17 protein-coding genes and 1 pseudogene are annotated in these 23395 nt (G+C 69.2%); 7 read left to right on the top strand and 11 right to left on the bottom strand.

The window, feature by feature from the left end; all coding sequences use genetic code 11:
- Window positions 1-196: 196 nt before the first annotated feature.
- The 4 genes from whiA to uvrC are packed head-to-tail and all read right to left on the bottom strand — an operon-like array spanning window position 197 to window position 5362.
- Window positions 197-1186, bottom strand: coding sequence for a DNA-binding protein WhiA (gene whiA, locus G6048_RS29240; protein ID WP_165342597.1), 990 nt, complete (start codon window positions 1184-1186; stop codon window positions 197-199).
- Entirely contained in the window at window positions 1177-2244 is a 1068-nt protein-coding gene (locus tag G6048_RS29235; RefSeq protein WP_165342596.1) for a gluconeogenesis factor YvcK family protein, read from the bottom strand. Before G6048_RS29235 ends, whiA begins: the two co-directional genes overlap by 10 nt.
- Window positions 2241-3320 carry an RNase adapter RapZ gene (rapZ, locus tag G6048_RS29230; RefSeq protein ID WP_235990467.1) on the bottom strand — a complete coding sequence of 360 codons (1080 nt, stop codon included), beginning with the start codon at window positions 3318-3320 and terminating at the stop codon, window positions 2241-2243. Before rapZ ends, G6048_RS29235 begins: the two co-directional genes overlap by 4 nt.
- Entirely contained in the window at window positions 3317-5362 is a 2046-nt protein-coding gene (gene uvrC, locus G6048_RS29225; protein ID WP_165342595.1) for an excinuclease ABC subunit UvrC, read from the bottom strand. The genes rapZ and uvrC overlap by 4 nt, the downstream gene beginning before the upstream one ends.
- A 189-nt stretch (window positions 5363-5551) precedes the next feature.
- On the opposite strand from uvrC, the gene G6048_RS29220 reads away from it, so the two are divergent.
- From G6048_RS29220 to G6048_RS29210, 3 genes are all read left to right on the top strand, one after another.
- On the top strand, window positions 5552-6499 hold the full coding sequence (locus tag G6048_RS29220; RefSeq protein ID WP_165342594.1) for a hypothetical protein: 948 nt from the start codon (window positions 5552-5554) through the stop codon (window positions 6497-6499).
- 173 nt (window positions 6500-6672) lie between these two features.
- Window positions 6673-7704: a LacI family DNA-binding transcriptional regulator gene (locus G6048_RS29215; protein ID WP_165342593.1), complete on the top strand. Its 1032-nt coding sequence runs from the start codon at window positions 6673-6675 to the stop codon at window positions 7702-7704.
- Window positions 7701-8612 carry a carbohydrate kinase family protein gene (locus tag G6048_RS29210; protein WP_165342592.1) on the top strand — a complete coding sequence of 304 codons (912 nt, stop codon included), beginning with the start codon at window positions 7701-7703 and terminating at the stop codon, window positions 8610-8612. The genes G6048_RS29215 and G6048_RS29210 overlap by 4 nt, the downstream gene beginning before the upstream one ends.
- A gap of 27 nt (window positions 8613-8639) precedes the next feature.
- Here G6048_RS29210 and G6048_RS29205 read toward each other — a convergent pair whose 3' ends face one another.
- The gene (locus G6048_RS29205) at window positions 8640-9494 is read right to left on the bottom strand and encodes a helix-turn-helix domain-containing protein (protein ID WP_165342591.1); all 855 of its coding nucleotides are present in this window, start codon (window positions 9492-9494) and stop codon (window positions 8640-8642) included.
- Window positions 9495-9594: 100 nt separating this feature from the next.
- Here G6048_RS29205 and G6048_RS29200 point away from each other — a divergent pair, with 100 nt between their 5' ends.
- Window positions 9595-10167, top strand: coding sequence for a YceI family protein (locus G6048_RS29200; RefSeq protein WP_165342590.1), 573 nt, complete (start codon window positions 9595-9597; stop codon window positions 10165-10167).
- 91 nt (window positions 10168-10258) lie between these two features.
- Here G6048_RS29200 and uvrA read toward each other — a convergent pair whose 3' ends face one another.
- Window positions 10259-13288, bottom strand: a complete 3030-nt coding sequence (gene uvrA, locus G6048_RS29195; protein WP_165342589.1) for an excinuclease ABC subunit UvrA — start codon at window positions 13286-13288, stop codon at window positions 10259-10261.
- Window positions 13289-13511: 223 nt separating this feature from the next.
- Between uvrA and G6048_RS29190 the strand changes: the two genes are divergently transcribed.
- Window positions 13512-14240, top strand: a complete 729-nt coding sequence (locus G6048_RS29190; RefSeq protein WP_165342588.1) for a maleylpyruvate isomerase family mycothiol-dependent enzyme — start codon at window positions 13512-13514, stop codon at window positions 14238-14240.
- 10 nt (window positions 14241-14250) lie between these two features.
- Entirely contained in the window at window positions 14251-14907 is a 657-nt protein-coding gene (locus tag G6048_RS29185) for an MBL fold metallo-hydrolase (protein ID WP_165342587.1), read from the top strand.
- A gap of 367 nt (window positions 14908-15274) precedes the next feature.
- Here the strand turns inward: G6048_RS29185 and aroQ are convergent, their stop codons facing one another.
- Window positions 15275-15748: a type II 3-dehydroquinate dehydratase gene (gene aroQ, locus G6048_RS29180; protein ID WP_165342586.1), complete on the bottom strand. Its 474-nt coding sequence runs from the start codon at window positions 15746-15748 to the stop codon at window positions 15275-15277.
- A gap of 127 nt (window positions 15749-15875) precedes the next feature.
- Between aroQ and G6048_RS29175 the strand changes: the two are divergent.
- Window positions 15876-16922 (top strand): annotated as a pseudogene (locus G6048_RS29175) (S66 family peptidase).
- A gap of 204 nt (window positions 16923-17126) precedes the next feature.
- Here G6048_RS29175 and G6048_RS29170 read toward each other — a convergent pair.
- The 4 genes from G6048_RS29170 to uvrB form a co-directional block, all read right to left on the bottom strand.
- Entirely contained in the window at window positions 17127-18128 is a 1002-nt protein-coding gene (locus tag G6048_RS29170; protein ID WP_165342585.1) for a TerC family protein, read from the bottom strand.
- 320 nt (window positions 18129-18448) lie between these two features.
- The gene (locus G6048_RS29165) at window positions 18449-20428 is read right to left on the bottom strand and encodes a TerD family protein (RefSeq protein ID WP_165342584.1); all 1980 of its coding nucleotides are present in this window, start codon (window positions 20426-20428) and stop codon (window positions 18449-18451) included.
- A gap of 36 nt (window positions 20429-20464) precedes the next feature.
- Entirely contained in the window at window positions 20465-21043 is a 579-nt protein-coding gene (locus tag G6048_RS29160) for a TerD family protein (RefSeq protein ID WP_165342583.1), read from the bottom strand.
- A 140-nt stretch (window positions 21044-21183) separates the two neighbouring features.
- Window positions 21184-23322: an excinuclease ABC subunit UvrB gene (uvrB, locus tag G6048_RS29155; RefSeq protein WP_165342582.1), complete on the bottom strand. Its 2139-nt coding sequence runs from the start codon at window positions 23320-23322 to the stop codon at window positions 21184-21186.
- Window positions 23323-23395: the final 73 nt, after the last annotated feature.

The raw sequence follows: 23395 nt of genomic DNA, 5'->3' as shown, positions 1-23395 counted from the left end.
TGGTACGCCAGCTCAGATGCCGGCGAGTTGTATGGGATGTCCCCGACCGCCTACGACCCTACCTCCCTGAGGCCCCCAGAGTGACATCCGAGGGCCCATACACGGCACCGCGGTCCGTACCCACCAGTAGGGGTACGGACCGCCCGGGCATCGAGGCCCGTAGGGGGCCGTAGAGAGTTGCGTCGGGGCCGTGCGGTCAGCCCACCAGATTGTCTGCCAGTTCCTCGGAGAGGGTGGACTCCGTCCCCGGGATGCCCAGGTCCTGGGCACGCTTGTCGGCCATGGCGAGCAGTCTGCGGATACGGCCCGCGACGGCGTCCTTGGTCAGCGGCGGGTCGGCGAGCGCGCCCAGCTCCTCCAGGGAGGCCTGCTTGTGCTCCATGCGCAGCCGTCCGGCGGCGGCGAGGTGCTCGGGTACCTCGTCACCGAGGATCTCCAGGGCGCGCTGCACACGGGCTCCGGCGGCGACGGCGGCGCGGGCGGAGCGGCGCAGGTTGGCGTCGTCGAAGTTGGCGAGACGGTTCGCGGTGGCGCGCACCTCGCGGCGCATCCGGCGTTCCTCCCAGGCCAGCACGGCCTCGTGGGCGCCGAGACGCGTCAGCAGGGCGCTGATCGCGTCACCGTCGCGGACGACCACCTTGTCCACGCCCCGCGCCTCACGGGCCTTGCTGGCGATCTGGAGCCGCCTGGCCGCGCCGACCAGCGCAAGCGCCGCCTCGGGTCCCGGGCAGGTCACCTCCAAGGAGGAGGAGCGGCCCGGCTCGGTCAGCGAGCCGTGCGCCAGAAACGCCCCGCGCCAGGCCGCTTCGGCATCACAGGTGGCGCCCGAGACCACTTGCGGGGGCAGCCCGCGGATCGGCCGGCCCCGGCCGTCGACCAGCCCGGTCTGACGGGCGAGCTGGTCGCCACCGGCAACCACACGGACGACATAGCGGGAGCCGCGGCGCAGGCCCCCGGGAGCCATCACGATCAGCTCGGAGCTGTGGCCGAAGATCTCCAGGACGTCCCGCTTGAGGCGGCGCGCCGCCATCGCGGTGTCCAGCTCCGCCTCGATCACGATGCGGCCGCTCACCAGGTGGAGGCCTCCGGCGAACCGCAGAAGGGAGGAGACCTCCGCCTTTCTGCAACAGGTCCGGGTGACGGGGAGCCGGGAGATCTCATCCTTCACCGCTGCCGTCATCGCCATGGGCCGATCCTTCCATGCATCCGAAAAATACGGTCGTACGCGGCGGCCAACAGCTCCGGGTCATGCCTCGGAGATCCGTCGGTGCGGGCCACCGGCGCCAGCTCGACCGCGGCCCCGAACCGCTGGGCGGCTTCGGTGAGTAAATCGCGGTCGGGCACGGCGGCCTCGTCGGCCAGTACCACGTCCAGGGCGAGTTTAGGGGCGTGTCGTCCCAAAACCTCCAAATGACGCTGCGGGGAGAAGCCCTCGGTTTCTCCCGGCTGCGCGGCGAGGTTCAGGGAGAGCACCCGGCGCGCCTTCGTCTCCGTAAGTGCGTCGAGCAGATCGGGCACAAGGAGATGCGGGATCACCGAGGAGAACCAGGAGCCGGGGCCGAGAACCACCCAGTCCGCGTCGAGGACCGCCGCGACGGCCTCGGGGACGGCGGGCGGGTCGTGCGGCACCAGGTGCACGGACTGCACCTCACCGGTCGTCAGGGCGACGGTGGCCTGGCCGCGCACCGTTTCGATGCCCTCGGGCCGCTCCGGATCGTGGCCCTTGACGAGGGCCTGGAGCTCCAGTGGCACGGCGGACATGGGCAGCACGCGTCCGTGCGCGCCTAGGAGTTTGCCGACCAGGTCGAGGGCCTGGACATGATCGCCGAGCTGCTCCCAGAGGGCGACGATCAGCAGATTGCCGACCGCGTGCTCGTGCAGTTCGCCCTGGGACTGGAAGCGGTGCTGGATGACGCGGGCCCAGGTCTGGCCCCAGTCGTCGTCGCCGCACAGCGCGGCGAGGGCCTTGCGCAGATCGCCGGGCGGGAGCACGCCCAGCTCGTCCCGGAGGCGGCCGCTCGAGCCCCCGTCGTCGGCGACCGTGACGACCGCGGTGAGGTCGCCGGTGATACGGCGCAGGGCGGCGAGCGAGGCGGACAGACCCATGCCGCCGCCGAGCGCGACGACCTTCGGCTGCGTGCCGCGGCGGCGCGGCTTGCCGCCGCGCGACTCGGCGGGCTTACCGCCCTGGCCTTCGGTGCCGACCCTGCGCAGCCTGCTCAGTCGCAGCGTACGACCCGTCATTCGCGGCCCATGTCCCGGTGGACGACGACCGTCTCCACTCCCTCGGACACCAGACGGGCGGCGAGCTTCTCCGACATCGCGACGGAGCGGTGCTTGCCTCCGGTGCAGCCGACGGCGATGGTCACATAGCGCTTGCCCTCGCGGCGGTAGCCGGCTTGGACGAGGCGGAGAAGCTCGGCGTACCGGTCGAGGAACTCCTTGGCTCCGGGCTGGTTGAAGACGTACGCCGCGACCTCCTCGTTGAGGCCGGTGTACTGGCGCAGCTCCGGGACCCAGTGCGGATTGGGCAGGAACCGCATGTCCACGACCAGGTCGGCGTCGACCGGCAGGCCGTACTTGAAGCCGAAGGACATCACGGTGGCCCGCAGCTCGGGCTCCTCCTCGCCGGCGAACTGGGCGTCCATCTTGGCGCGCAGCTCGTGCACGTTCAGGCTGGAGGTGTCGATCACCAGGTCGGCGTCGCCGCGCAGTTCGCGCAGCAGCTCGCGCTCGGCGGCGATGCCGTCGACGATGCGGCCGTCGCCCTGGAGGGGGTGCGGGCGGCGCACGGACTCGAAGCGGCGCACCAGGGCGTCGTCGGAGGACTCCAGGAAGACGATCCGCCGGGTGACGCTCTTGGCCTCCAGGTCGGCGAGGGAGTCGCGGAGGTTGTCGAAGAAGCGGCGGCCCCGTACGTCCACGACGACCGCGATCCTGGCGACATTGCCCTGGGAGCGGGCGCCGAGTTCCACCATGGTGGGGATCAGCGCGGGCGGGAGGTTGTCGACGACGAACCAGCCGAGGTCCTCCAGACACTTGGCGGCGGTCGACCGGCCCGCACCGGACATACCGGAGATGATCACCAGCTCGGGGATGGCCGCTTCAGGGACCCCGGCTGTTTCGATGCCCGTACTCACTTGCGCTCCGTCTTGCCGGCCCGCTTCGGGTGCTTGCTCCGCTTGCTCGCCGGCTTGTTCGCTCGCTTCGGACGGCGAGTGATCTTCGCTCGCCGCCTTCGGCGGTTTCTCGTGTTCCGCCGTGCGCCCGGCTTCCTGTTCGGCTGTGCGCTCGGTGTCCTGCTCGTCCTGCTCGTTCATGGTTCCTGCCCCCGTCGCTCGTTCGAGGATCCCGCGGACACGGGCTCCTGAGCGGAACCCACCGTCGTTTCGGGTGCCGCTTCTTCCTCGTCTTCCATGATCTCTCCAGTCGCCGTGTTCACGGCGGGTGCGGCCAGGGTCGCCTCGGCGAGAGCCACGGCGATCACCTCGGCCGTCTTGCGGCCTATGCCGGGGACCTCGCAGATCTGCTCGATGGTCGCGGATCGCAGTTTCTTCACCGAACCGAAGTGCTTGATCAGCGCCTGTTTACGCGTCTCGCCGAGGCCCGGCACGTCGTCCAGCGGGCTCACCCTGAAGCGCTTGGCCCGCTTGGTGCGCTGGTAGTTGATCGCGAAGCGGTGCGCTTCGTCGCGTACACGCTGAAGAAGATAGAGCCCTTCGCTGGTGCGCGGCAGCACCACCGGGTCGTCGTCGCCGGGCAGCCAGACCTCTTCGAGGCGCTTGGCGAGGCCACAGACGGCGATGTCGTCGATACCGAGCTCGTCCAGGGCCTTCTGGGCGGCAGCGACCTGAGGCTGTCCGCCGTCGACGACGACCAGCTGCGGCGGGTACGCGAACCGCTTGGGCCGGCCGTCCTCCTCGGTGAGTGTGTTCTCCCCGTCCGCCCACTCGCCGGTCTTCTCCTTCTCGGCGAGGTAACGCTTGAAGCGGCGGGTGATCACCTCGTGCATGGAGCGGACGTCGTCCTGCCCCGCGAAGCCCTTGATCTGGAAACGGCGGTACTCGCTCTTGCGCTGGAGGCCGTCCTCGAAGACCACCATGGAGGCCACCACGTCGTCCCCCTGGAGGTGCGAGATGTCGTAGCACTCGATCCGCAGGGGCGCGCTGTCCAGTTCGAGGGCCTCGGCGATCTCCTCCAGTGCGCGCGAGCGGGTCGTGAGGTCGGAGGCGCGCTTGGTCTTGTGCAGCCCGAGCGCCTGGAGCGCGTTGCGCTGCACCGTCTCCATGAGGGCCTTCTTGTCGCCTCGCTGCGGGATGCGCAACGAGACATTGGAGCCTCGGCGTGTGGTGAGCCACTCCTGGACGGGCTCGACGGGCTCGGGCAATGCCGGGACTAGCACCTCCTTGGGCACGGAGTCGCCGGTCTCCTCGCCGTACAACTGCTGGAGGGCGTGCTCGACGAGATCCCCGGTGGTGACGGCCTCCACCTTGTCCGTCACCCAGCCCCGCTGGCCGCGCACCCGTCCGCCCCGCACATGGAAGATCTGCACGGCGGCTTCCAGCTCGTCCTCGGCGACCGCCATCAGATCGGCGTCCGTCGCGTCGGCAAGCACGACCGCGCTCTTCTCCATGGCCTTCTTGAGGGCCTCGATGTCATCGCGGAGGCGGGCCGCCCGCTCGTACTCCATCTCCTCGGCCGCGTCCGTCATCTGCCGCTCCAGACGACGGATGTACGTCCCTGTGCGGCCGGCCATGAAGTCGCAGAACGCCTCGGCGAGTTCACGATGGTCCTCGGCGGAGATCCGCTCGACACAGGGGGCCGAGCACTTACCGATGTAGCCGAGCAGACAAGGGCGGCCGGTGCGCTCGGCGTTCTTGAAGACGCCGGCGGAGCAGGTGCGGACGGGGAAAACGCGCAGCAGGAGGTCCACGGTGTCGCGGATCGCCCACGCATGCCCGTACGGCCCGAAGTACCGTACGCCCTTGCGCTTCTGGCCGCGCATCACCTGCACGCGCGGGAACTGCTCGTTCATGGTGACTGCGAGGTACGGGTAGCTCTTGTCGTCGCGGTACTTGACGTTGAACCGGGGGTCGTACTCCTTGATCCAGGAGTACTCCAGCTGCAGCGCCTCGACCTCCGTGGACACCACCGTCCACTCCACCGACGCGGCCGTCGTCACCATGGTGCGCGTACGCGGATGGAGGCCCGCCAGGTCCTGGAAGTAGTTCGCCAGCCGCTGGCGCAGGCTCTTCGCCTTCCCGACGTAGATCACCCGGCGGTGCTCGTCACGGAACCTGTAGACCCCCGGCGAGTCGGGGATCTGCCCCGGCTTGGGGCGGTAGCTGGAGGGGTCGGCCATGTCTCACACCCTACTGGCGAGGTGTGACACCGCGACGGGCCTGTGGATGAAGCCTCGGCGCCCCTGTGGACAGGACTGCTGTGGCACTGAGAACGGGAGTTGCCGGAATTTTGACTGCTGGGCGCCAAGTGTTGTCCGGCCTTGATCAACACGCTTCAATGCGGGGTGACTTCACAGAAAGGGTCCTGCATGCGGCAGAGCAAACAGCACGCGGACGTCGCCACGGCCGAACTGGAGACCGCGCTGCAAGGCGGCCCCTTCCACGTCGCCCTGCGCGCCGCGATCGCCACCCGCGGACTGCCGCTGCAGCGCGTCCAGCATCATCTGTCGCGATACGGGGTCAAGGTCGGCGTAACGAGCCTGAGCTACTGGCAGCAGGGCGCCCGCCGCCCACAGCGCCCCGAGTCGCTACGGGCCGTACGCGCCCTGGAGGAGATACTCCAGCTGCCCGACGAGTCGCTCGTACGACTGCTCGCTCAGGCCGGGGAGCGCCCCGGTCAGGCACGCCCCGCGGCCCGTTCGTACCGCGCCCTGGTGGAGGCCTCCGGCGCCCTGGAGAAGCTGCTCGCCGAGTTGGGAGCGTCGCTCGACAGTGGACTGCACATGCTCGGCCAGCACGAGCGGGTGCGGATCGGCTCGCGCCGGGAGCTGTCGGGGCGCGACTCGCAGCACATCGTGCGCGCCCACAAGGACGGCATCGACCGCTATGTGGCCGTCCACCACGGCGACCCGGGATGCGCACCGGAGCGCATGACGGTGCACGCCCTGGAGAACTGCCGCACGGGACGGGTGCGTTGGCACCACGACACCGGGGTGCTCGTGTCGGAACTGCTCTTCGACACCCGGCTGCGGATCGGCGACACCTGCCTGTTCCGCTACGGCGTCGAGGACGGCACGGCCGGCGCGTCCAGGGAGTACGTCCGCGACTTCGGCTCCCCGGGCGGGCAGTACGCCTTGGAGGTGCGGTTCACCGAGGAGGCACTGCCCGTGCACTGCCACCGGTTCACTCAGCACTCGGCGGCGGCGCCGCGCAGCGGCCGTCAGGAACTGGCGCTCAGCGAGCGCCATCGGTCGGTGCACATGGTCGAGCCACGGGTGCGGTCGGGGATCGTGGGGATCGGGTGGGACTGGGAATGAGCGACTGAGGCGGCGCTGGGGCGCTGGGGCGCTGGGGCGCTGGGGCGCTGGCGGACGTAAACGCTTACGTAATCGCTTGCGCAAGCGTTTACGTCTGCCCATCCCATGGGGTACGGTCCCGTCCAAAGAGCGCCCGGCCGGTCGGCCGGGGCGAGGGTGGGAGGAGGAACCCCATGGCGACCATGGTCGACGTGGCCCGCAGCGCGGGCGTATCCGTCGCGACGGTCTCGCACGTCCTCAACAACACCCGCACCGTGCGGCCGACCACCCGCCAAGCAGTGCTCGACGCCATCGACGAGCTCGGCTACACGCCCAACTCGCTGGCGAGATCCCTGGTCACGGCGCGTACCCGGTCCATCGGGCTCGCGGTGTCGGCGATCAGCAATCCGTACTTCACGGAGATCCTGCAGGGAGTCGAGGCCGGGGCCCTGGAGCAGGGCTACAGCCTGCTGATCGCGGACCCTCACGACGATCCGGCGCACGAGCGCAAAGTGGTCCAACTGCTGCACGAGCGGCGGGTGGACGGCATGATCGTCGCGCCGTCGGTGCAGCCGGACGAGCTCATCGGCTACCTCGGGCGGCATGACGTACCGACGGTGTTCCTGGACCGGCTGGTCGACGAGGCCACGGCGCCCGGCTTCACCTTCGACCAGGTCTGCGCGGAGAACACCGAGCCCGTCAGGCAGCTGGTCACCCACCTCGCCGAGCTGGGCCACAAGAGGATCGGCCTGGTCGGCGGCCTGCCTGGGCTCAGCACAACGAGCGAGCGGATCTCGGGGTACCGGCACGGGCTCGCGTACGCGGGGCTCCCGTACGACGAACGTCTCGTGGTCTGTGGCAGCTCGGAGGCGGAGGGCGCCGAACGCGCGACCGGCGACCTGCTGTCCCTCCCGGCGCCGCCGACGGCACTCGTCACCGCGAACAACACCATGACCATCGGCGCACTGCGAGCCCTGCGCGAGCGGGGGATGTCCGTGCCCGACGATGTGGCCCTGTGCTGTTTCGACGACTTCTCCTGGGCGGACCTCTTCTCGCCCCGGCTCACCGCGATCTCCCAGCCCAGCAAGGACATCGGGGCCCAGGCCGTACGGCTGCTCCTGGAACGGCTGGCCTCTCCCGGCCGTCCGGGCCGTACGCTCCGGCTGCCCTCCGCCTTCGTTCACCGCACCTCGTGCGGCTGCCCCGAGAAAGGATCCGACTCGTGATCGTCGTCGCCGGTGAGGCCCTGATCGATCTGGTGCCGCAGGAGGCGGGCGCGCTCGCGGGACTGGATCCGCGCCGCGGCGGCGGCCCGTACAACACGGCGGTGGCGCTGGGCCGTCTCGGCTCGCCGGCCGCCTTCTGCTCACGGGTGTCGTCCGACGCCTTCGGCGAGGCCCTGCTCGACGGGCTGCGCGAGGCGAACGTCGACGTGGCGTCCGTGCAGCGGGGCACGGAGCCGACGACCCTCGCTGTCGCGTCGATCGGCGCGGACGGCTCGGCCCGTTACTCGTTCTACGTCGAGGGCACGGCGGACCGGCTGTTCTCGGCTCCGGACGAACTCCCGGCCGGGACAACGGCGGTGTCGTTCGGCACGTGTTCGCTGATCCTGGAGCCGGGCGCGAGTGCTTACGAGGAGCTGATGCGGGTCGCGTCCGCGCGGGGCGTGTTCACCGCGCTCGACCCGAACATCCGCTCCGTGCTGATCGCCGATGCGGACGCCTACCGGGCTCGGTTCAAGAGCTGGCTGCCGTCGGTGTCGCTGCTCAAGCTGTCCGAGGAGGACGCGGACTGGCTGGGCGGCACCCCGCGCGAATGGCTGGCGTCGGGCCCGGCGGCCGTCGTGGTCACCCGCGGCGGCGACGGCCTGACCGTCTTCACCCGCGACGGCGCGGAGTACGCCGTGCCGGGCGAACGGGTCGACGTGGTGGACACGATCGGTGCAGGCGACACGGTGAACGCGGCGCTGCTGCATGGGCTCGCCGCCCGTGACGCCCTGTCCGCGACGGCATTGGCGGGCCTGGGCGCCGACGGCTGGAGCGAGTTGCTGCGGTATGCGGCGCGCGCGGCGGCGATCACTTGCTCACGGGCGGGCGCGGAACCGCCGTACGCCTATGAGGTGGGCGCTTTCTAGGGCGACCTGTGCGGCCGCTGGCGGGCGTCAGCTGTTGACGGCGCGCAGCGCGCCGGGCCGGCGGCCGTTGAGCCGGTCGAGCGCGTCGGCCGTGGCGTCATCGGCGGGCAGGTGCACGATCAGGCGCTGGCCGTCGTTCGGCAGGGCAAGCGTCTCGTGGGCGAGGCGCAGAGGGCCGACTTCGGGATGGGCGACGAGGTCGGCCCCGGCCGACCGGGGCATGACGGGCACGGCGGCCATACGGTCGGCGAACGGGGCTCCGGCCGTGATGGTCAACTCGTCGATCAGCGCGACCACATGGGGATCGCTGGACGGCACCTCGTGCCGGAAGGCGGCGACCTGCTCGTCGGCCACGCGGTCCCAGTCCGGGAAGGCGGTACGGGCCCTCTCGTCGGTGAACACGTAGCGGAGGATGCTGGGGTGCGCGCCGTCGAGCAGCCCCAAGGGGGCCGCGAGCCGTTCATAACCGGTGGTGTACGCGAGAATGTCGCCGAGCGGGTTCAGCAGGACGGCGGGGGTGGGCTCCAGCCGGTCCAGCAGGGCCCGCGTGGTGGGGCGCACCGTGCGGGCCGGAGTCACCCCGGCACAGCAGAGCACGGCCTCGTCGCCCGACTCCTTCGCCAGGCGGCGCAACAGGATCCGGTCGTGCACGGCCAGCCGCAGCGCGTCCGCCAGGGCGCCGAGCACCTGGGACGACGGATTGTGGTCACGACCCTGTTCGAGCCTGGTCAGGTACTCGACGCTGATGCCGGCCAGCGTGGCCAGCTCGGCGCGGCGCAGCCCCGGCGTGCGACGACGGGATCCGGTGGGCAGCCCGACGTCGGCGGGTGTGACCGCCTCACGGCACGTACGCAAGAAGGTGCCCAGCTCGTTGTCGCTCACCCAAGGAACGTATCAACGCACGAGCGCCAGAGGGTGGCCCTGTCACTACCATCCTCAGCCCGGCCTCCCTCCCGTCCGGCACCTCCCGCAGAGTGGCTGCATGGCTAACGACAACTCCCCGACCACTGTGACCGCTTCCGTTCTCCCGCTGCTCCCCGGCGACTGGGAGCTCGACCCCTTCCACTCCGCCGTGAACTTCACCATCCGCCACCTCGGCATCGCCAAGGTGCGGGGCCGCTTCAGCGAGGTGAAGGCCGAGCTGTACGTGGGTGAGTCGGCCGACGACATCAAGGTGAGCGCCGAGATCGCGCTGGCCTCCATCGACACCGGCAACGGGGACCGTGACGCGCACACCCGCTCCCCCGAACTGCTCGACGTGGCGAGCCGCCCGACGATGACGTACCGATCCACTCGTGTGTCCGGAAAGGGCGAGGAGTGGTCGATGGAGGGCGAGTTGACGATCGGCGGGGTGACGCGTCCGGTGACGTTCGCAGTGGAGTTCGGGGGCGTGGTGGACTCCGTCATCGACAACCGCAGGCACGCCGGATTCGAGGCGACCGGCGAGATCCGGCGCAGCGACTTCGGCCTGGACTTCGCCCCGGGGCTGCTCGGTGATGTGGTCAAGATCCAGCTGGACATGCAGTTCGTCGAGCCGCAGGGGCAGGGGGGCTGACTGTGCAACGCGCCGCGCCCCACAGGGAGTTCCCGTGGGGCGCGGCGCGCGGCGCGTTCGTGAGAGCTGGCTGTACGCGTACGAACCCGGCTCAGGACTTCCGGGCCCCCGCCGTCTTCTTCGCCGGAGCCGCCTTCCTCGTGGCCGCGTCCGCCTTCTTGGTGGCGGTGCTGTTGGCGGTCCTGGCCGTCGCCGCCGTCCTTGTCATCGACTTGGCGGCCACCGTCTTCTTGGCCGCCGCCTTGCGCGGGGCCTTCACGGGTTCGGCGTCGCTGACGCGCTCGGCGCCCAGCACCTCCCTCAAGAACTTGCCGGTGTGGCTCGCCGGCACCCCCGCGACCTGCTCGGGCGTGCCCTCGGCGATGACGAGGCCGCCACCGTTTCCGCCCTCGGGGCCCATGTCGACAACCCAGTCCGCGGTCTTGATGACGTCGAGGTTGTGCTCGATGACGATGACCGTGTTGCCCTTGTCGACGAGGTCCGAGAGGACCGAGATCAGCTTGCTGATGTCCTCGAAGTGCAGACCGGTGGTCGGCTCGTCGAGTACGTAGACCGTGCGCCCTGTCGACCGCTTCTGGAGTTCGGAGGCCAGCTTCACACGCTGGGCCTCGCCGCCGGAGAGGGTCGGCGCGGGCTGGCCGAGGCGCACATAGCCGAGACCGACGTCGTTGAGGGTTCTCAGGTGGCGGGCGATCGCGGGCACGGCCTCGAAGAAGCTGTGAGCCTCCTCGATGGGCATGTCCAGGACCTCGGAGATGGACTTGCCCTTGTAATGGACCTCCAAGGTCTCCCGGTTGTAGCGCGCCCCGTGGCAGACCTCGCAGGGGACATACACGTCCGGCAGGAAGTTCATCTCGATCTTGATGGTGCCGTCACCGGAGCAGTTCTCGCAGCGGCCGCCCTTGACGTTGAAGGAGAAGCGCCCCGGCATATAGCCGCGGACCTTCGCCTCCGTCGTCTCGGCGAACAGCTTGCGGACGTGATCGAAGACTCCGGTGTACGTCGCCGGGTTCGACCGGGGCGTGCGGCCGATCGGCGACTGGTCGACGTGTACGACCTTGTCGACGAGGTCGTCGCCGTCCACGCGCGTGTGCCGCCCGGGAACGTTCCGGGCGCCGTTCAGCTCGCGGGCCAGGTGAGTGTAGAGGATGTCGTTGACGAGGGTCGACTTTCCGGAGCCCGAGACGCCCGTGACGGCCGTGAGGACGCCCAGAGGGAAGGACACGTCGATGTCCTGGAGGTTGTTCTCGCGGGCGCCGTGCACGGTGAGCTTGCGGACCGGGTCGGCGGGACGGCGGATCTCCGGGAGCGCGATCTCCTTCTTGCGCGCCAGATACTGCCCGGTCACCGACTCGGGGTTGGCCAGCAGCTCCTTCAGGGGGCCGCTGTGCACGACCTTGCCGCCGTGCTCCCCCGCGCCGGGGCCGATGTCCACGATCCAGTCGGCGACCTTGATGGTGTCCTCGTCGTGCTCGACGACGATGAGCGTGTTGCCCATGTCGCGCAGCCGGACCAGGGTCTCGATGAGGCGGTGGTTGTCGCGCTGGTGCAGGCCGATGGAGGGCTCGTCCAGCACGTACAGGACGCCTACGAGACCGGAGCCGATCTGGGTGGCCAGGCGGATGCGCTGGGCCTCGCCGCCGGAGAGGGTGCCCGCCGCGCGGTTCAGCGAGAGGTAGTCGAGGCCTACGTCGACGAGGAACCGCAGCCGTTCGTTGACCTCCTTCAGGACGCGCTCGGCGATCTTCTTGTCGCGCGCGTTGAGCTTCATCTCGCCCAGGAACTCCGCGCAGTCGCTGATCGACATCGCGGAGACCTCGGCGATCGACTTCCCCAGGATGGTGACCGCGAGGATGAGGGGCTTCAGGCGTGTGCCCTCGCAGGTGGGGCAGTGCACCTCGCGCATATAGCCCTCGAAGCGCTCGCGGCTCGCGTCGCTCTCGGCCTCGCTGTGCCGCCGCTTCACAAAGGGGACGGCTCCTTCGAAGGGCGTGGTGTAGACGCGCTCGCGGCCGTAGCGGTTTCTGTACCGCACCTCGATCTGCGTCTTGTGCCCGTACAGGAGGGCCTTCTTGGCGCGCTGCGGGAGGCCCGCGAAGGGGATGTCGGTCCGGAATCCCAACGCGTCCGCGAGGGCTCCGATGAGACGCCCGAAGTAGTCCTTGGTGTGCCCGTGCGACCAGGGGTGGATGGCGCCCTCGTCGAGGGACTTCTCCTCGTCGGGGACGATCAGCTCGGGGTCGACCTCCATGCGCGTACCGATACCCGTGCACTCTGGGCAGGCGCCGAAGGGCGAGTTGAAGGAGAAGGAGCGGGGCTCCAGCTCCTCGAAGGACAGGTCGTCGTACGGGCAGTAGAGGTGCTCCGAGTACATGCGCTCGCGCTCGGGGTCGTCCTGAGGGAGGTCGACGAAGTCGAGTACGACCATGCCGCCGGAGAGGCCGAGCGCGGTCTCCACGGAGTCCGTGAGGCGGCGCTTGGCGCCCTCCTTCACCGTGAGGCGGTCGACGACCACCTCGATGGTGTGCTTCTCCTGCTTCTTCAGCTTCGGCGGGTCGGAGAGCTGGATCGTCTCCCCGTCGACACGGGCTCGGCTGTACCCCTTGGTCTGGAGATCACCGAAGAGGTCGACGAACTCGCCCTTGCGCTCACGCACCAGCGGCGACAGGACCTGGAAGCGGCTCCCCTCCGGCAGCTCCAGGACCTTGTCGACGATGGCCTGCGGCGACTGGCGCGAGATGGGGCGGCCGCACTCGGGGCAGTGCGGCTTGCCGATGCGCGCGAAGAGCAGGCGCAGGTAGTCGTAGACCTCGGTGATGGTGCCGACCGTCGAGCGCGGGTTGCGCGAGGTCGACTTCTGGTCGATGGAGACAGCCGGCGACAGGCCCTCGATGAAGTCGACATCCGGCTTGTCCATCTGCCCGAGGAACTGCCGGGCGTACGAGGACAGCGACTCGACGTACCTCCGCTGTCCCTCGGCGAAGATCGTGTCGAACGCGAGCGAGGACTTGCCCGACCCGGACAGACCCGTGAAGACGATGAGCGAGTCGCGCGGAAGGTCGAGCGAGACATTCTTGAGGTTGTGCTCGCGCGCCCCACGGACGATGAGACGGTCGGCCACGCCGGTCCGCACCTTTCTTGAGAGAAGTGACAGGGGCGGGGCCCCCGTCATTTTTCAGACTAGGGGGAGCCACTGACAGCGCCGGTTGGTTTCCCTGGTTGGTAACAATCCCGGGCCATCCAGCATGCCCGACGCCGCGCCTGAGCCTATAGCACGCGCATTCGATTTGCAGGGGCGGTCCGCCACCTTCACCCGAACGTGTAGCGAGGCTAGGGTCGTTGCCATGAATGATCATGCGCGCGACCTGGCGTCAGTACGTGACGCGACCGAACGACTGCTTACCGCAGCGGCCAAACTCGACAACTCCTCCGTGGCCGAGCCGTCACGGCTGCCCGGCTGGAGCCGCGGCCATGTCCTCGCTCACCTCGCCCGCAACGCGGACGCTCTCGTGAACGTCCTCGAAGGGCGCCCCATGTACGCCTCCGCGGACGCCCGCGACATCGACATCGAACGGGACGCGCCCAGGCCGCTGGACGTCCAGCTCGCCGACGTACGCGAGAGCGCGGCCCGCTTCCAGGCGGCGGGGGCCGCGCCCGCGGACTGGTCCCGCACGGTGGAGCTGCGCAACGGCGTCACCGATGCGGCATCCCGGGTGCCCTTCCGGCGGTGGGTCGAGGTGGAGCTGCATCACGTGGATCTGGGGATCGGGTACGAGCTGGAGGAGCTGCCGGAGGAGTTCACTCAGCGGGAGATCAACTTCCTCGCCGAGCGCTTCCAGGGCCACTCCGACGTACCGGCCCTGTTGATCAAGCAGGACGACGGCCGCATGATCTCCACCGGAGCCGTCGAGTCCGTCTCCCGGGAGCAGATCGAGAGCGGCTACGAGCCTCCTCTTCCCGGGCTCACGGTCAGCGGCCGTCAGGCGGACCTCCTCGGCTGGCTCTGCGGCCGCCGCGACGGATCCGCGCTGAGCACCGATGGCGGACCGCTCCCCGCACTCCCCCCGCTATAGGCTGAAGAACATGACGTACAGCGGAGCGGTGAAGGTCGGCGGCCCTGCGGATGTGCATGAGTTGCAGGACCTGATGATCTCCAAGGTCGCGGTCGGTCCGATGGACAACAACGCCTATCTGCTGCGCTGCCGGGCCACGGACGAGCAGTTGCTGATCGACGCGGCCAACGACGCCGGGACGCTGCTCACGCTGATCGGCGCCGACGGCATCGCGTCCGTGGTCACCACTCATCAGCACGGTGACCACTGGCAGGCGCTCGCGGAGGTCGTCGCGGCCACGCGCGCGCGTACGTACGCGGGTCGGGACGACGCGGAGGGCATCCCCGTGCCGACCGACGTCCTGGTCGACGACGGTGACACGATCCGGGTGGGGCGCGTGGAGCTGACCGCGCGCCACCTGGTGGGGCACACGCCCGGCTCGATCGCGCTCGTCTACGACGATCCGCACGGGCATCCTCATGTATTCACGGGTGACTGCCTTTTCCCGGGTGGCGTGGGCAACACCCGTAAGGATCCGAAGGCGTTCGCCAGCCTGATCCACGATGTCGAGACGAAGATCTTCGATGTACTGCCGGACGAGACGTGGGTCTACCCGGGGCACGGCAACGACACGACACTGGGCGCGGAGCGGCCGCATCTGCCGGAGTGGCACGCTCGGGGCTGGTGAACTGCTCGGTGCCGGCAGTGAGTTGGTGAACCGCTTGGCGCGGAGCGCGCGTTGGCGTTCGTGACTCTTCCGACGGGGACGCGCGTTTCGCGGGCGCGCGCCGTCGCGCGCCCCGTGTGAACCGAGCGCACACGCCGGTGTCACGCACGCGCTCCCGGCGCACGTGGCGGCGCGGTCCACTGGAGGCAGCCCGCGCAGGAAGACGGCTCCTGAGCGGAGGGGCCGCCGGCCACCCGATCCCCGCCCTCGGGCCGGCGGCCCACCACGGTGGTGGCCGGTCGACGTCCGGCGGCCGGCCACCACCCTGGTGTCACGGGGAACACCTGTGCCTGGCTCGCGAGACCCGGCCCTCCCTGGGCGCCGGTAGTCAGGCCTCCGCCCGCCCCGCTCCCACCAGCGCCGCGACCCGTTCGACCCCGAACACGTATCCCTGCACGCCGCAGCCCGCGATGACCCCGTCGGCACGAAGCGAGACGTACGAGTGGTGCCGGAACTCCTCGCGCTTGTGGATGTTGGAGATGTGGACCTCCAACACGGGCATGTCGTCACAGGTGTTGAGGGCGTCCAGGATCGCGACGGAGGTGTGCGAGTAGGCGCCGGGATTGATCACGATGCCGGCATGGTTCCGACGGGCGACGTGGATCCAGTCGACCAACTCGCCCTCGTGATTGGACTGGCGGAAGTCCACCGTGCCGCCGTACGTGGCCGCCGCCTTGGCGCACATCACTTCGATGTCGGCGAGCGTGTCCGAGCCGTAGATCTCCGGCTGGCGCTGCCCCAGGAGGTTCAGATTGGGGCCGTTGAGGATCATGATCGGCGCGGTGGCGAGGGTGCGGGGCACTGCTCCTCCGGTTCTGTCGTCTGATCGGTCGCCCGAGGGAGCCTTTTCAGCTCTACTGCTCGGGTCTGCTGCTCGGACTCGGTTTATCACGGTGCGCCGGAGCGGGGACTGCTCGTACGCTCCGGTCATGACGCCCCCGACGTATCCGCCCAAGCCGTCGCCCGGCGACCGCATCGCCGTCATCTCGCCGTCCGCGGGTCTCCCCGGTCTCTTCCCGATCCCCTACGAGCTGGGCCTGGAGCGGCTGCGCAAGGAGTACGGCCTCGAACCGGTCGAGTACCCGACGACTCGCATGATGGGCGCGACACCTCGGGCGCGAGCCGACGACATCCACGCGGCGTTCGCCGATCCGATGGCCAAGGCGGTCATCGCGTCGATCGGCGGCGACGACCAGATCACGGTACTGCCGCTGCTGGACCGGGAGTTGATCCGCGCGAACCCGAAGCCGTTCTTCGGCATGAGCGACAACACGAACCTGCTGATGTTCCTGCGCAACACAGGACTCGTCGGCTACCACGGCGCGACGGTGATGACCGCGCTCGGCCGCCCGTTCGCCATGGACCCCTTGACGGCGGAGTCGCTGCGGGCGTCGCTGTTCACATCGGGCGAGTACGAGTTGAAACCCGCCGACCGCTGGAACGACGTCGACCGCGATTGGGCGGACCCGACGACCTTCGACGCCGAACCGGAGACCCGGCCCGGCACCGGATGGACGTGGGTGAACCCCGACCGGGTGGTGGAGGGCCGCAGTTGGGGCGGCTGCCTGGAGATCGTCGGCTGGCTGCTGATGGCCGACCGGGAGATCCCGCGCGATCTCTCGGAATTCGACGGCGGGGTGCTGATCCTGGAGACGTCGGAGGAGATGCCGAGCGGCGAGGAGGTCTTCCGCACCCTGCGGAACATGGGCGAGCGCGGGCTGCTCCGGCGCTTCTCGGCGCTCCTGATGGGCCGGGCCAAGACCTGGTCTTTCGAGCGTCCCAACAACCCCGAGGAGGGCGCCCGTTACGCCGCCGAGTAGCGTGAGGCCGTCCTGCGCGCCGTGCGCGTGTACGCCCCCGACATGACGATCGTCTTCGACGTGGACTTCGGTCACACCGATCCGCAACTGGTCATCCCCTACGGGGGCGTGATCCGCGTGGACGGCCCGGGCCGGCGCATCACGGTCACGTACTGATCGGAGGCCGGGCCTCCGCCCGCGCTGCGGCTCGCGGGGGCCTCCTAGCGCACGTCGCGCGCTGGGACGGGCGCCAGCCAGAAGCGAGCACGGGAGCGGCCGTCGGCAAGGCGCCGAACATCGGCTCTCGATGCCAAGCGGCCTCGGGGCAGTGATGCACGCCCCGAAGCCGCTTAGTTGTTGCTGCTTTCGACGCCGTCAGGCTCAGGCCTCGATGCTGTCCTTCGAAGTGCCTTCGGTCTCCTTCTGCGCCGCCTCGGCCGCCGCCTGCTTCTTGGAGGCCATCAGGCTGGTGATCGTGGTGACGATCAGCACCGCGCAGATCACGCCGAGGGAGACCGGTATGGAGATCTCCGGGACGTGGACGCCGGACTCGTGCAGCGCGTGCAGCACGAGCTTGACGCCGATGAAGCCGAGGATGACCGACAGGCCGTACGACAGGTGGACCAGCTTCTTCAGCAGACCGCCGATCAGGAAGTACAGCTGCCTGAGCCCCATCAGCGCGAACGCGTTGGCCGTGAACACGATGTACGGGTCCTGGGTCAAGCCGAAGATCGCTGGGATCGAGTCGAGCGCGAAGAGCACGTCCGTCATACCGATGGCGAGCATCACGACCAGCATCGGCGTCATGACCCGCTTGCCGTTCTGCTGGATCCACAGCTTGGTGCCGTGGTAGCGGTCGGCGACCCCGAAGCGCTTCTCGACGGCCTTGAGGAGCTTGTTCTCCTCCCACTCCTCCTCGGGCTCGTCGGCCCTGGCCTCCTGGATCAGCTTCCAGGCGGTGTAGATGAGGAACGCGCCGAATATGTAGAACACCCACGAGAAGCTCGCGATGATCGCGGCGCCCGCTGCGATGAAGATCGCCCGGAGCACGAGGGCTATCAGCACGCCGACGAGCAGGACCCGCTGCTGGTACTGCGAGGGCACCGAGAACTTCGCCATGATCAGGACGAAGACGAAGAGGTTGTCGACACTCAGCGATTTCTCGGTGATGAAGCCGGCGAAGAACTCCCCGGCGGGCTGGCCGCCCGAGAAGACGAGCAGGCCGAGTCCGAAGAACACGGCAAGAACGATCCAGACGACCGTCCAGATCCCGGCTTCCTTGATCGATACGTCGTGGGGTTTGCGGCCGATGAAGAAGTCAACCGCGATGAGGGCGGCAAGGCCCACGATGGTCAGGACCCAAAGGGTCGTCGAAACATCCACTGCGCCTCCGGCAGTACGTAACGGCAAATGTCAGCGTCGTCGCTGCCGGAGGTCTCTTCCACCCGGGGCTCCTGGGACGCGATGAGCGCCTGTTGCCTTCGGGCCGACGCCCCGGGATCTGGCCAGATCCGTATTGACGGGTACGCCGCAGTAGGTAGGGAGTACTCCCCTCCGCACGGAGAACAGTACCCCAATCACCAAGGATTGGTAAAGAGATTGGCAAAGGAAAGGGCAAATGTGCTGGTCAGGCGGCTTGACCAAGACTTGGGGGGGCACGCGGGACTGCGCGTGACCTGTCAGGCGACGGACTCCGCGGAGTGTCAGCGGTTCCAGTCGCGGCGGGCCGCCGCGACCTGAGTGAGGACGTGCTGGAGTACCTGACTGCCGGGCGGTACGAGCGAGGGCTCGTACGTCCACGCGTGCCCGACCCAGGGGTCGGCGAGGTGGTCGTCGGGCACGGGGGTGAGGCGCAGAAGCGAACGCCAGAGCGGGTCGAGCAGCGGTCCGTAGGCGGCGGCGTCCTCCCGGTCGGCCACCATCATGAGGTGGACGCCGACGGCCGGGCCCTCGTCCGCGAGGTAGCGCAGCTGGGTCACCGCGCGGTCGTCGAAACCGTGCGGGAAGTCATTGACGATCAGCAACTGCTCGGCTGTGTCGAGGTCGGGCGGCAGTGAGTCGGCCGCGCCTGCACGGATCGCCATCTGTACCAGGTCGACGCGCTGGGTGAGTCTGGCCAGGACGTCGTTCACACCAGCGGCGCCGACGGCGGGCGGAGTGTGGAGCACACCGGTCTGTACGAGCGGAGCGAGCGCCGAGGCGCCGGAACCCGCCGGGTCGATGACGTGCACCGTGTACTCGCCCGCCGGGTAGACGGCGAGCAGCCGGGCGGCAAGCGCCACCGCTGTGTCCACGGCGAGGCGGCGCAGTTCGTCGGAGTCGGCGAGCGAGCCGTCGGGGGATCCGGCACGGCCGCTGTCGATCCACAGGCCACGCTCCAGCGGCAGCCGCACCAGCATCGGGATGCTCAGGCCGGAGCTCTCGGGCAGCTGGAGGTCGCCGAGGCGCAGGGCCATGGGGATCTCCATCGGTACGCGGTAGCCCTGCCAGACAGGGCTGTCCCAGCGCGCGAACGCCGTGGGCAGCGCGGGCTCGACGACCTCCGCCTCGGCGCTGAGCTGGGCGAGGTCACGGTCGAGCGCGGCCCGGGCCTGGTCGACGAGCTGGGAGTGCTTGGCGCGGGCCGTCTCACGCGCGGCGTCCGCCTGTCCGCCTATGCGGCTGCGCGGGTCGGACAGGACCTTGTCGAGCTCCTGTTCCATGCGTGAGTCGGCGAAGTCGACGGCGCTGCGATAGGCGGCCGTGGTGCGGGCCAGGTCCTCGAACATGCCCCACACCTGGTTGTAGAGCCGCTCCTCCATGGACCAGCCGGTCGCGTCGCCCGCGACGGGCTGCGCGGGCTGTCCGGGCTGGACCGGTGGCGCGGTCGGCGGGGGTGACGGAGGCGCGGCGGCCTGCCGACCGGGGTGGCTGTAGTTGACCGGACCACCGCCTCCTGGCATGGGAGGCTGCGTGGCGGCGGACGGATCCCCCTGAGCCGGTCCCCCGACGTAGCCCGCCTGCTGCGATACGTGCCCGGTGGCGCCCTGAGGGGTGGGGCCACCTTGGTCGGGGCCCAGCGCGGATGCAGCGGTGTGCCGGGAGCGGTCGCCCTCGGCCGTGCGCGGCGGAGGCGCGGCCACCGAACGTGCCAGGCCCCGGGCCACCGCTTCGTTGATGTCGTTCGCAAGCTGGGGTGCCTGGGGCAGCCCCTGGTCGGCGAGGAGTTCGGCGAGGCCTCCCGCGTACCCCTGGCCGACCGCGCGCACCTTCCAGGCACCCTGCCTGCGGTACAGCTCGAGGGCGACGACGGCCGTCTCGGCGTCGAGGCCCGTGATCGTGTAGCTGGCGATCTCGGCCCCGCCGAGTCCGGTGACCGCTACGAAGGGAGCGGCGACGGAGCCGAACCGGGCCGGGCCTCCGACTCCGGTCGGCAGTGCGAGCAGCACACTGACGCGGTGCACGGCCTCTGTGAGGGCGTCCAGGTCGAAGGCGAGACGGTGGTCGGCCGCCGCCTGCTTGGAGACCTCAAGGCCGGGCAGTGTGGGCGAGCCTGGGTGGGCCACCCACTCGACGCCGTGCACCTTGCCGTTCTCGTCGCTGAGCGTGGCTCCTGCCACGATCGGCTTGCCGGCGGACACCCGGATCTCGAGTCGGGCTTGGGGCAGCGGATGGTTCTGTCCCCGCACCAGCTCGGCCGTCATCGCCTTCTCCCCCTCGTTTCGTCTGCGCCGGGCTGTCTACAGGTGCGGCAGGATCGCGGGCATCAGGTCCTGGAACGTACGGCCGTTGGCCGGCGTACCCAGTGCGGTCATCTGCCATCCGGCGCCCGCGCGGTGCACCTTCGCCATGATCTGTGCCGTGTACTGGCCCCCGCCCGCGAGCGTGTAGCGGGCGAGTTCCTGGCCGTTGGTCTCGTCGACCAGTCGGCAGAACGCGTCCTGTACCTCCTGGAACGTCTGGCCCGTGAAGGAGTTCACGGTGAAGACGATCTGGTCGATGTGGACCGGGATGCGCGCGAGGTCGACGAGGATCGCCTCGTCGTCGCCGCCCTGGCCGACACCGCCGACGAGGTTGTCCCCGGTGTGGCGCACGGAGCCGTCGTCGCTGACGAGGTGACGGAAGAACACCACGTCGATCGGCTGCTTGTCCGCGAAGAGCACGGCCGAGGCGTCGAGGTCGATCTCCCGGGTGCGCGAGCCGAACAGGCCGCGGCGCGGGGCCGCCTGCCAGCCGAGCCCCATGCGCACCGCGGTCAGGGTGCCTCCGTCGTTCTTCTGCAGACTGATGGCCTGACCCTTGGTCATGTTGACCGTCACGCGCTGTTCCCCTCTCGAACGTCCCCTGTTGCCGCAGAATCCTGCGGTTGACCAGCAACCCTACGCAGGGGCACCGACAGTGCCTAAGCCTGGCCCACACTTTGTGTCGGTCTTGCAACACAGCGCGCCATTCGCGGTGGTCAGGCGATGCCCGCCTCCTTCATCTGGCGTAGTTCCTTCTTCATTTCCGAGACTTCGTCGCGCAGTCGGGCTGCGATCTCGAACTGCAGGTCGGAGGCGGCCGCGCGCATCCGCTCCGTCATCTCCTCGATCTGCCCGGCGAGTTCGGCGGCGGGGCGGTCGGTGGGCACGGTCTCCTTGGCCTTGCCCTTGGCGGGCTTGGCTCCCTTGGCGGCCTGCGAACCGAGCGCGGGTACCGGGGCCTTGGCGCCCTTGCCGTCCTTCAGGTTGCGATAGCCGGTGCCAAGCAGCTGCTCCGTGTCGACGTCCTCGCGGGCGATCTGCGCCACGATGTCGTTGATCTTCTTCCGGAGAGGCTGCGGGTCGAGGCCCCTCTCCTTGTTGTAAGCGACCTGCTTCTCCCGGCGGCGGTTGGTCTCCTCGATGGCCTTCTCCATGCCCGGGGTGATCTTGTCGGCATACATGTGGACCTGACCGGACACGTTGCGCGCCGCGCGGCCGATGGTCTGGATCAGTGAGGTGCCGGAGCGCAGGAAGCCCTCCTTGTCGGCGTCGAGGATCGACACCAGGGAGACCTCGGGCAGGTCGAGCCCCTCCCTCAGGAGGTTGATGCCGACCAGGACGTCGAACTCTCCGGCACGCAGTTCCCGCAGCAGCTCGACGCGGCGCAGCGTGTCGACGTCGCTGTGCAAGTAGCGCACCTGGATGCCCAGTTCGAGGAAGTAGTCGGTGAGGTCCTCGGCCATCTTCTTGGTGAGCGTGGTGACCAGGACGCGCTCGTCCTTCTCGGTGCGCTTGCGGATCTCGTGCACCAGGTCGTCGATCTGCCCCTCGGTCGGCTTGACCACGACCTCCGGGTCGACGAGGCCGGTGGGGCGGATGATCTGCTCGACAAAGCCGTCCCCGCGCGAGAGCTCGTACTTGCCCGGAGTTGCGGACAGGTAGACGGCCTGGCCGATGCGCTCCTGGAACTCCTCCCACTTCAGAGGGCGGTTGTCCAGAGCGGAGGGCAGCCGGAAGCCGTGGTCGACGAGGGTGCGCTTTCGGGAGGCGTCGCCTTCGTACATGGCGCCGATCTGCGGCACCGTGACGTGCGACTCGTCGATGACCAGCAGGAAGTCGTCCGGGAAGTAGTCGAGGAGGGTGTTGGGCGGGGAGCCGGGGTCACGGTCGTCGAAGTGCATCGAGTAGTTCTCGACACCGGAGCAGGAGCCGATCTGGCGGAGCATCTCCAGGTCGTACGTGGTGCGCATGCGCAGCCGCTGGGCCTCCAGGAGCTTGCCCTGCTTCTCCAGCTCGGCGAGGCGCTCCTCGAGCTCCTTCTCGATGCCGTTGACGGCCTTCTCCAGGCGCTCCGGGCCCGCCACGTAGTGCGATGCCGGGAAGACGTACAGCTGCTCGTCGTCGCTGATGACCTCGCCGGTGAGCGGATGCAGCGTGGAGAGGGCCTCGATCTCGTCGCCGAACATCTCGATGCGGACGGCCAGTTCCTCGTAGACCGGGAAGATCTCGATCGTGTCCCCGCGGACCCGGAAGGTGCCCCGCGCGAAGGCCACGTCGTTACGCGTGTACTGGATGTCGACGAAGCGGCGCAACAGGTCGTCCCGGTCGATCTCGTCGCCGACCTTGAGGGCGACCATGCGGTCCACGTACTCCTGCGGTGTGCCGAGGCCGTAGATGCAAGAGACCGAGGCGACCACGACGACATCACGGCGGGTGAGCAGCGAGTTGGTCGCGGAGTGGCGCAGGCGCTCGACTTCCTCGTTGATCGAGGAGTCCTTCTCGATGTAGGTGTCCGACTGCGGGACGTACGCCTCAGGCTGGTAGTAGTCGTAGTACGAGACGAAGTATTCGACCGCGTTGTTCGGCAGGAGCTCTCGGAACTCGTTGGCCAGCTGGGCAGCCAGCGTCTTGTTCGGCGCCATCACAAGGGTGGGGCGCTGGAGCTTCTCGATCATCCACGCGGTGGTCGCGGACTTGCCGGTGCCGGTCGCGCCGAGGAGGACGACGTCCTTCTCACCTGCGCGAACGCGCCGTTCGAGCTCGGCGATGGCAGCGGGCTGGTCGCCGCTGGGCGAGTAGGGACTGACGACCTCGAAGGGCGCCACCGTGCGTTCGATCTTGGATACGGGCCGCATGGAATCCACCGTACGACTCCGCACTGACAACGGGGTCGGATCACCAACGCTGCGGGGTCCGGGAGCCGGGGCG

The organism is Streptomyces ureilyticus, from assembly GCF_011045025.1.
Classification (GTDB): domain Bacteria; phylum Actinomycetota; class Actinomycetes; order Streptomycetales; family Streptomycetaceae; genus Streptomyces; species Streptomyces ureilyticus.
The sequence above is the reverse complement of the archived record's forward strand: the minus strand, read 5'-3'. Positions and strand labels throughout refer to the sequence as shown.

Bases quoted from the DNA above. Each gene is read 5' to 3' on its own strand.
- whiA (WP_165342597.1), bottom strand. From the start codon at position 1,186: ATGGCGATGACGGCAGCGGTGAAGGATGAGATCTCCCGGCTCCCCGTC.
- G6048_RS29235 (WP_165342596.1), bottom strand. From the start codon at position 2,244: ATGACGGGTCGTACGCTGCGACTGAGCAGGCTGCGCAGGGTCGGCACC.
- rapZ (WP_235990467.1), bottom strand. From the start codon at position 3,320: ATGAACGAGCAGGACGAGCAGGACACCGAGCGCACAGCCGAACAGGAA.
- uvrC (WP_165342595.1), bottom strand. From the start codon at position 5,362: ATGGCCGACCCCTCCAGCTACCGCCCCAAGCCGGGGCAGATCCCCGAC.
- G6048_RS29220 (WP_165342594.1), top strand. From the start codon at position 5,552: ATGCGGCAGAGCAAACAGCACGCGGACGTCGCCACGGCCGAACTGGAG.
- G6048_RS29215 (WP_165342593.1), top strand. From the start codon at position 6,673: ATGGCGACCATGGTCGACGTGGCCCGCAGCGCGGGCGTATCCGTCGCG.
- G6048_RS29200 (WP_165342590.1), top strand. From the start codon at position 9,595: ATGGCTAACGACAACTCCCCGACCACTGTGACCGCTTCCGTTCTCCCG.
- G6048_RS29190 (WP_165342588.1), top strand. From the start codon at position 13,512: ATGAATGATCATGCGCGCGACCTGGCGTCAGTACGTGACGCGACCGAA.
- G6048_RS29185 (WP_165342587.1), top strand. From the start codon at position 14,251: ATGACGTACAGCGGAGCGGTGAAGGTCGGCGGCCCTGCGGATGTGCAT.
- G6048_RS29165 (WP_165342584.1), bottom strand. From the start codon at position 20,428: ATGACGGCCGAGCTGGTGCGGGGACAGAACCATCCGCTGCCCCAAGCC.
- uvrB (WP_165342582.1), bottom strand. From the start codon at position 23,322: ATGCGGCCCGTATCCAAGATCGAACGCACGGTGGCGCCCTTCGAGGTC.